This is a genomic window from Vibrio sp. V08_P9A1T1, assembly GCF_963874405.1.
GTDB classification, from domain to species: domain Bacteria; phylum Pseudomonadota; class Gammaproteobacteria; order Enterobacterales; family Vibrionaceae; genus Vibrio; species Vibrio anguillarum.
The window spans coordinates 1-6,344 of record NZ_CAWNIB010000097.1 but is presented as its reverse complement, the minus strand read 5'-3'; the positions used below and the strand labels follow the sequence as shown (position 1 = coordinate 6,344).

The following is a 6,344-nucleotide window of genomic DNA, read 5'->3' as shown; positions in this document are numbered from 1 at the left end:
GAATGGTTAGAGTTCAGGGTGATCTTGCCCGTGGTGATAGCTTCTAACCCATTGACCGTTCGGATTAATGTTGATTTTCCTGAGCCTGAAGGGCCACAAACGACTAAGATTTCCCCTCGACGAACCTGAAGAGTAATGTCTTTCAAAGCGTGAAAATTATTGTACCACTTGTTTACTTTTTCAAACTCTATCGCATTCATGGTTGAATATCTTGTTGCTATTTTGTTATCACCTACCTTAGCAATATCAACGAGATAATGCACCTACGAAGCTCATATTAGCGTTAATTTGTGGGTTCCAGCTCAAGGGTGTAACTATTTTTTTACGCAGTGATGATTTTGTAAAAAAGTAGCCAATATTGCCTTTTGTTGAAAATAATGATTGAAGTTGTGGTTTTTAGTAGATAAGTTACAGGGGAGAGCCGAAAGCAAGGCTGCGTATAGATCCAACCTGTCCGTTGTTCGGTAGGCAGTAGAAAAGAATAAGGAAGAAGTAAGCAATGTTTCAGACTGATGATGTAAAAATTAAACGAGTTAAAGAGTTATTACCTCCTGTTGCGGTTCTAGAAAAGTTTCCGGCAACAGAAGTTGCTTCTTCAACCACATTTCAGGCTCGAGAAGCCATTCATAATATTCTACAAGATAAAGATGATCGCTTATTGGTGATCATTGGCCCATGTTCAATTCATGATCCTCAAGCGGCTGTTGAATATGGAAAACGTCTTAAAGTGTTACGCGATGAACTAGGTGATCGCCTTGAAATTGTCATGCGTGTCTATTTCGAAAAACCTCGTACGACCGTCGGATGGAAAGGGCTCATTAACGACCCTTATTTAAATGATACCTATAAAATTAACGATGGTTTACGCATGGCGCGTAAGTTACTGCTTGATTTGACCGATATGGGGATGCCGACAGCGAGCGAATTTTTGGATATGATCACACCGCAGTATGTGGCTGACCTTATCAGTTGGGGTGCTATTGGTGCTCGTACAACAGAATCTCAAGTTCACCGTGAACTCGCATCGGGTCTATCTTGTCCGGTTGGGTTCAAAAATGGGACAGATGGCAATATCAAAATCGCTTCTGATGCGATTCGCTCTGCCAGTGCATCGCACCATTTCTTGTCGGTCACTAAGTATGGTCATTCGGCCATCATTCAAACGGCAGGCAACCCTGATTGCCATATCATTCTACGAGGTGGTAAAGAGCCAAACTACAACGCTCAACATGTCGCGGCTATCAAGCAGGAACTAGAAATCTCCGGTTTACCACAAAAAGTGATGATTGACTTTAGCCACGCAAACAGCTCTAAACAGTACCAGCGTCAACTGGTGGTATCACAAGATGTGAGCGAGCAGATTGCATCGGGTGAACATGCTATTTTTGGTGTGATGATTGAGTCTCATCTTGTTGAAGGACGTCAGGATCTCGTGGATGGTTGTGCGGCCACTTATGGTCAATCGATTACGGATGCATGTATTGGCTGGGATGACACTGAAGTGGTATTGCGTCAGTTGGCTGATGCGGTAGAGGCGCGTCGCGCACGCTAAATATGGCGTCACTCTATAATATAAAGTATCAACAGAGCTCCCGATTTGGGGGCTTTTCTATTTAGGCTTAGACTCAGCTCTGATCGCGTCACTTTAAGCGCTATGGTTGTGAAAAGTGCTCAGATAATGCTGAACGACGATTTTTACTTGGGTCGCCGTTTTCATCGTTTTCTACCGTGCTTTCATAGCCTTGTTTGATAAAGCGTTGTAAAGGCATGACAGGTTCAATGCGCTTGAGTTGAGGGGAGTTTGTTGTCCCAGCAAGTTGGTAAATGGTCACGCCACTACCAGTGTTAATCACAATTTTATCCCCATCATATTCAAACTGAGTGCTGACTAAGCGATTATTTCGAAACACGCCATTTGAATTGAGAGTTAGAACCTCAGTGCTATAGCTGGGTGTACCGATTTCGATCCATGAACCATAGACATTTTTGGGGCTTGTATACTCTTGATAGCTCACTAAAAGTAAAGTGGCAAAACCAGCTGCGATAGTGAACAGCACTATCCAAAAAACACTTTTTAATACCCACTTTTTTTTCATAGGGTGACCTGAAGAGGCTTTATTTGCATGCGTGAAACCCTTAACTGCCATTCCCACTCCATAACGTAAGCAATCAGCGACTAGTACCGGTAAGGCTAACCAATTAAAACAAGGTTAGAGAGTGGAATATGTCGTGTGGTTTAGCAAATGTCACACTGGAAAATATGATCTTTTTTCCAAAACTAGTACTAATGGATGACAAGATGAACATTGCACCATGAATTTTGTTGACTTACCGATCAGTATAGGTCGCGTTTCACTATTTGTTTAATCCCAATTGCCACTTGTGTATTTTTACGATTTCAGATAAAACGGCTTACAAACGTGTTATTCACCATATTTTGGTGGTTTATTTTACAAGGAAGAGAAATGATCAAAGAAAACACATACTTCGATGGGGCGGTTAAATCTTTAGGTTTTGCTCACCAAAGTGGTGACAGTTCGGTGGGCGTAATGGCTCCTGGCGAATACACCTTTGGCACGGCCGCTCCTGAGCGTATGACAGTCATCAAAGGTTCGTTAACGATAAAGCGTTTAGGGGATGAACATTGGTCTACATTTAAAGCGAATGAATCTTTTGAAGTCGCTGAGAATTCGTCCTTTGATTTGAAAGTTGCCGAAGCAACAGCTTATTTGTGCGAATATTTGTAGTTGAAATAGGGCTTAAAAGCCCTATTTCTTATTGAGCTGTTAAGCCAAATTTTGCATAGATGGCTTCGATCCTTCCACTTTTTACCATTTCAGACAGAGCGTTTTGTAATGCATCCGCTTGTGGATGGCTTTTAGGCATACCGTAATAGTTGCCGATAGTGTTTGGATAGTAGTAGGTTGCTACTTGGTAGTTACTAAAATTGATTGTTTTTAATTCCACTTCTAGCGCAGGTAAATCCAATACGATAACGGTATCTATTCTCTTTGCCTCTAGCATTCTTGCTAGGTTGAAGTCATCATTAACAACCGTTCTATTTATCTCTTTGTCTTGATCAAACGCTTCGAAATAAGCGGTACCTCTTTTCACACCGACATTTAGCTCTCGTAAATCTTGATAATTGTTGATTGCTGGCCCATCACTGCGAGTGACAAAAACAATATTCCGTGTTTGCTCACTTATAGGACCGATAAAGCGAACAAATGCTTCTCTGTCTGCTGTTCGTATGACACGTGGAACAATGTCAACAGTACCATTTTCTAAAGTAGCAAGGCTGCGAGGAAATGGAATGTTTCGCCACTCGATATCGAAGCCTATATTTTTTGCTGCTTCTTCAATGATTTCCTTTAATGGGCCGCTGATTTTTTGACCATCTGGACTGATCACCATTTCTGGTGGTCGATGCCTAAAATCAGCTTTAAGGGTGTTAGCAAAAAGCGTTGAGCTGATCAGCACTGCTGCCAATGAAATGAGAATATTTCTAGTCAATACCCACATATTTCGTGCCTCTCGTCAAATTTACTACTTGAGTATAGGCAAACTTTCTGAGAACCCCAAAATGACACTTAAGATCAGCCGGATGGCTACCCTATGATTAATACTGTTCAAACAGACCTGAGTTGTAGTCTTTAATTGCTTGTTCTATCTCAGAAAATGAGTTCATTACAAACGGCCCATAATGCACTACAGGTTCATCAATGGGTTGCCCCATTAGCAACAATACTCCGCTCGTATCATTGGCTTTTAATGTTAAGAACTCACCTTTTGAGAGCAACGCTAGCTCGCCTTGCTTCAACACTTTACTGCCTAGCTGTGCATTGCTTTTGTAGGTAAATGCCATGACATTAAAGTGATTTGGAGTGGCGATCTCTAATTGGCTACCCGGTGTTGCTTGCCAGTCGGCTACACTCAATTTAACGCCCGTTTTTGTTAATGGGCCAGTTACTATCTGGTTGCCACAAGTGACATCACCCGCAAGTACTTTCAGCAGGCCAGCCTCTTGGGAGTGGTATTCGGTAATGGTTTCGGGTTGAAAGTCGTGGTATTGCGCTGGCGCCATTTTTTGGCTAGCAGGCTGATTGATCCAAATCTGAAAACCGTGCAACTGACCTTCAGTCATGATTGGCATCTCGCTATGAATAACACCTCTTCCTGCGGCCATCCATTGGGCACCACCAGAGCGTAATTCACCGACATTACCCATATGATCTTGATGTTGGAAATGCCCATTTAGCATATAAGTGAGAGTTTCGATTCCTCGGTGTGGATGAGGAGGGAATCCGCCAATATAATCGGCTTTTTGATCAGATTTAAATTCATCGAGCATTAAAAATGGTGAAAAATTAGCGTTATTAAAGCCAGCAACACGGCTAATTTTTACGCCATCTCCATCCGAAGTGGGTTGTGCGGGGATTATCTGTTTTATTTCACGTTGCGTTAGCATAATGATTCTCCTTGTCGGTATAACATCAGTCTAAGACAAGGTGCTGATAAAGAAGAGCGCTGTGTTTTGAAGGTCTTCGTCGAGAAATTCGAACATATCTTGAGGGGGGCTATAATTAGAGTAGGTTGGATCACGAGGAGGATGCCCAATGTCTATGTTGCCCAAACATGAAGATCAGAATCCGCATTATGATCCCAAAGAGGATTTTACGCTTGAGCAGATGCACCGATTTACCAAGGTGGCTAATCAAGCGCAGAAAAATCGCGATACGCTTGAACAGCTCAGTGATAAAGACGTTTCCATTGTTGAAGCAGCAAGGCGTGCGGCAATGAGGCCAGTGATTCACCCTAAACCAAATAAACCTAATACAGCACGCTACGCCGCATGGATGGTGGTGGTATGTGCAGTAGGTTTGTGGATTATGTATATGACTCGCTAGCTTTCTTTATTGGTGTCACTGTTGCTGAATGGGTTGCAGTAGATGCGTCAGTATGGTCAAGTGAAATATGTTGGTAATACTGATATTGATTTTTGCCGTTGTGTTTTGCTGCGTACATCGCTTTGTCTGCGCACCGAGTCAGCTCGGCCAAGTTATCAGCATCAGAAGGAAACAAAGCAGCGCCGATGCTGACGGTGAGGTTATTGATCATTTCTGACCCTTGATATTTATCCTCAAACAGATAACAAATCCGGTTGAGAACACCATCCAAATCCTTAACCGTTTTGATATCGTAAAGTAGTAGCACGAACTCATCTCCGGCAAATCTCGCGATGGAGTAATCGTGTTTATCGGTCTTCCGGTCTTTATTTCGGACGTTGTTTTTTAAACGATTGGCGAAATATTGCAAGACTCGATCCCCGACCTCATGTCCGTAGCTGTCATTAATGGACTTGAAATTATCAATGTCTAGAAAGACGAGTGCGGTGATGGTTTTTTTATCAGTCTGCTGGGAGAGTTTTTCACGTGCCCAAGTTTCGAAACTCCAACGATTGGCGAGCCCAGTCAGTTGGTCGGTGTAGGCAAGGTCTTCAATTCCCTCTTGATAAAGATGCTGGATATAGCAAACCGCTTTGTTGTAGTAGTAAGAGGAAATATGACACATGCAACAGAGTGCGATGAGACTGAGAAAAAACCGATCTATGGGGAGATATTGAGGAAGAATATCGGCACTGGAGAGTTGTACTGAGACGCCAATTAGCATAAAGAAACTACAGCTAAAAACTAAGCCTATTCGAAAGTCATTAATGAAGATCACCGCCGCAATAATTGGAAACAACCACAGCACATTGCCGACCATATGCTGTCCATATAGTAGTAATATGACCCCTTTTGTTAACAAGATGGCACTGAGGAATAAATCGGCATAGGAGGTGTTATCAGAGTGATGGTAGAAATAAAGGTAATTAGAGGCAATGGCGATCAAGCATAATAAATTAAAAATGCTCAGGTAATATTGCTGTTCAAGAAAATGAAGAATGCCATAAAAGGCGAAAAGTAGCACAGACACAAATGAGCATAAGGCAACGACCCTACGCTTGCGTGACGCTCGCATATTGGCCATCTCTTCTAAATGTCTACCTACCAATTCAGTCATACTCGATCTCGATGCTATCCTAAAGTATTAGATACCGAGTTAAGTCTAGAATAAATAACAGAGTTTTGCGGACGAAGTGCATGGCGTCAGTTAAAAAATACAATGACTAATCATTTGGCGTTTTCGTTAAGTCATTAGGCTATTAATAATCGGTGATCAATGCTCTTATAACTTATTGTATTATCAGCATGTTTTGTCGATTATTTTAACGTTGTTCAAATAAGCCATTATTTAAGCCATTATTTTTTTATAAAAAAATGAATATAAGCAAATGTGGATAT

General features: G+C 41.9%; 8 protein-coding genes. 3 read left to right on the top strand and 5 right to left on the bottom strand.

Going from position 1 to position 6,344, the window contains the following annotated elements:
- Positions 1 to 263: ATP-binding cassette domain-containing protein (locus tag AACT21_RS04940; protein WP_141195243.1), on the bottom strand; the 263-nt coding region annotated here is incomplete at its 3' end.
- Between the two features lie 236 nt (positions 264 to 499).
- On the opposite strand from AACT21_RS04940, the gene aroG reads away from it, so the two are divergent.
- Positions 500 to 1,552 (top strand): 3-deoxy-7-phosphoheptulonate synthase AroG, encoded by a 1,053-nt coding sequence (gene aroG, locus AACT21_RS04935; protein ID WP_094128082.1) that lies wholly within the window; start codon positions 500 to 502, stop codon positions 1,550 to 1,552.
- Between the two features lie 100 nt (positions 1,553 to 1,652).
- Here aroG and AACT21_RS04930 read toward each other — a convergent pair whose 3' ends face one another.
- The gene (locus AACT21_RS04930; protein WP_170889392.1) at positions 1,653 to 2,096 is read right to left on the bottom strand and encodes a DUF2850 domain-containing protein; all 444 of its coding nucleotides are present in this window, start codon (positions 2,094 to 2,096) and stop codon (positions 1,653 to 1,655) included.
- A gap of 369 nt (positions 2,097 to 2,465) precedes the next feature.
- Here AACT21_RS04930 and ppnP point away from each other — a divergent pair, with 369 nt between their 5' ends.
- Positions 2,466 to 2,747 (top strand): pyrimidine/purine nucleoside phosphorylase, encoded by a 282-nt coding sequence (ppnP, locus tag AACT21_RS04925; RefSeq protein WP_026027338.1) that lies wholly within the window; start codon positions 2,466 to 2,468, stop codon positions 2,745 to 2,747.
- 28 nt (positions 2,748 to 2,775) lie between these two features.
- Here ppnP and AACT21_RS04920 read toward each other — a convergent pair whose 3' ends face one another.
- Together AACT21_RS04920 and AACT21_RS04915 are read right to left on the bottom strand one after the other, a co-directional pair.
- Positions 2,776 to 3,522, bottom strand: a complete 747-nt coding sequence (locus AACT21_RS04920) for a substrate-binding periplasmic protein (protein WP_013868084.1) — start codon at positions 3,520 to 3,522, stop codon at positions 2,776 to 2,778.
- A 97-nt stretch (positions 3,523 to 3,619) separates the two neighbouring features.
- Positions 3,620 to 4,468: a pirin family protein gene (locus AACT21_RS04915; RefSeq protein WP_094125096.1), complete on the bottom strand. Its 849-nt coding sequence runs from the start codon at positions 4,466 to 4,468 to the stop codon at positions 3,620 to 3,622.
- Between the two features lie 148 nt (positions 4,469 to 4,616).
- Between AACT21_RS04915 and AACT21_RS04910 the strand changes: the two genes are divergently transcribed.
- The gene (locus tag AACT21_RS04910) at positions 4,617 to 4,907 is read left to right on the top strand and encodes a hypothetical protein (protein WP_013868082.1); all 291 of its coding nucleotides are present in this window, start codon (positions 4,617 to 4,619) and stop codon (positions 4,905 to 4,907) included.
- Here the strand turns inward: AACT21_RS04910 and AACT21_RS04905 are convergent.
- Positions 4,888 to 6,063, bottom strand: coding sequence for a GGDEF domain-containing protein (locus tag AACT21_RS04905; RefSeq protein ID WP_094163749.1), 1,176 nt, complete (start codon positions 6,061 to 6,063; stop codon positions 4,888 to 4,890). The genes AACT21_RS04910 and AACT21_RS04905 overlap by 20 nt on opposite strands.
- Positions 6,064 to 6,344 lie beyond the last annotated feature (281 nt).

Excerpts from the sequence above, each read along its gene's own strand:
- ppnP (WP_026027338.1), top strand. The coding sequence starts at position 2,466 with ATGATCAAAGAAAACACATACTTCGATGGGGCGGTTAAATCTTTAGGT.
- AACT21_RS04920 (WP_013868084.1), bottom strand. The coding sequence starts at position 3,522 with ATGTGGGTATTGACTAGAAATATTCTCATTTCATTGGCAGCAGTGCTG.
- AACT21_RS04910 (WP_013868082.1), top strand. The coding sequence starts at position 4,617 with ATGTCTATGTTGCCCAAACATGAAGATCAGAATCCGCATTATGATCCC.
- AACT21_RS04905 (WP_094163749.1), bottom strand. The coding sequence starts at position 6,063 with ATGACTGAATTGGTAGGTAGACATTTAGAAGAGATGGCCAATATGCGA.
- AACT21_RS04930 (WP_170889392.1), bottom strand. The coding sequence starts at position 2,096 with ATGAAAAAAAAGTGGGTATTAAAAAGTGTTTTTTGGATAGTGCTGTTC.
- aroG (WP_094128082.1), top strand. The coding sequence starts at position 500 with ATGTTTCAGACTGATGATGTAAAAATTAAACGAGTTAAAGAGTTATTA.
- AACT21_RS04915 (WP_094125096.1), bottom strand. The coding sequence starts at position 4,468 with ATGCTAACGCAACGTGAAATAAAACAGATAATCCCCGCACAACCCACT.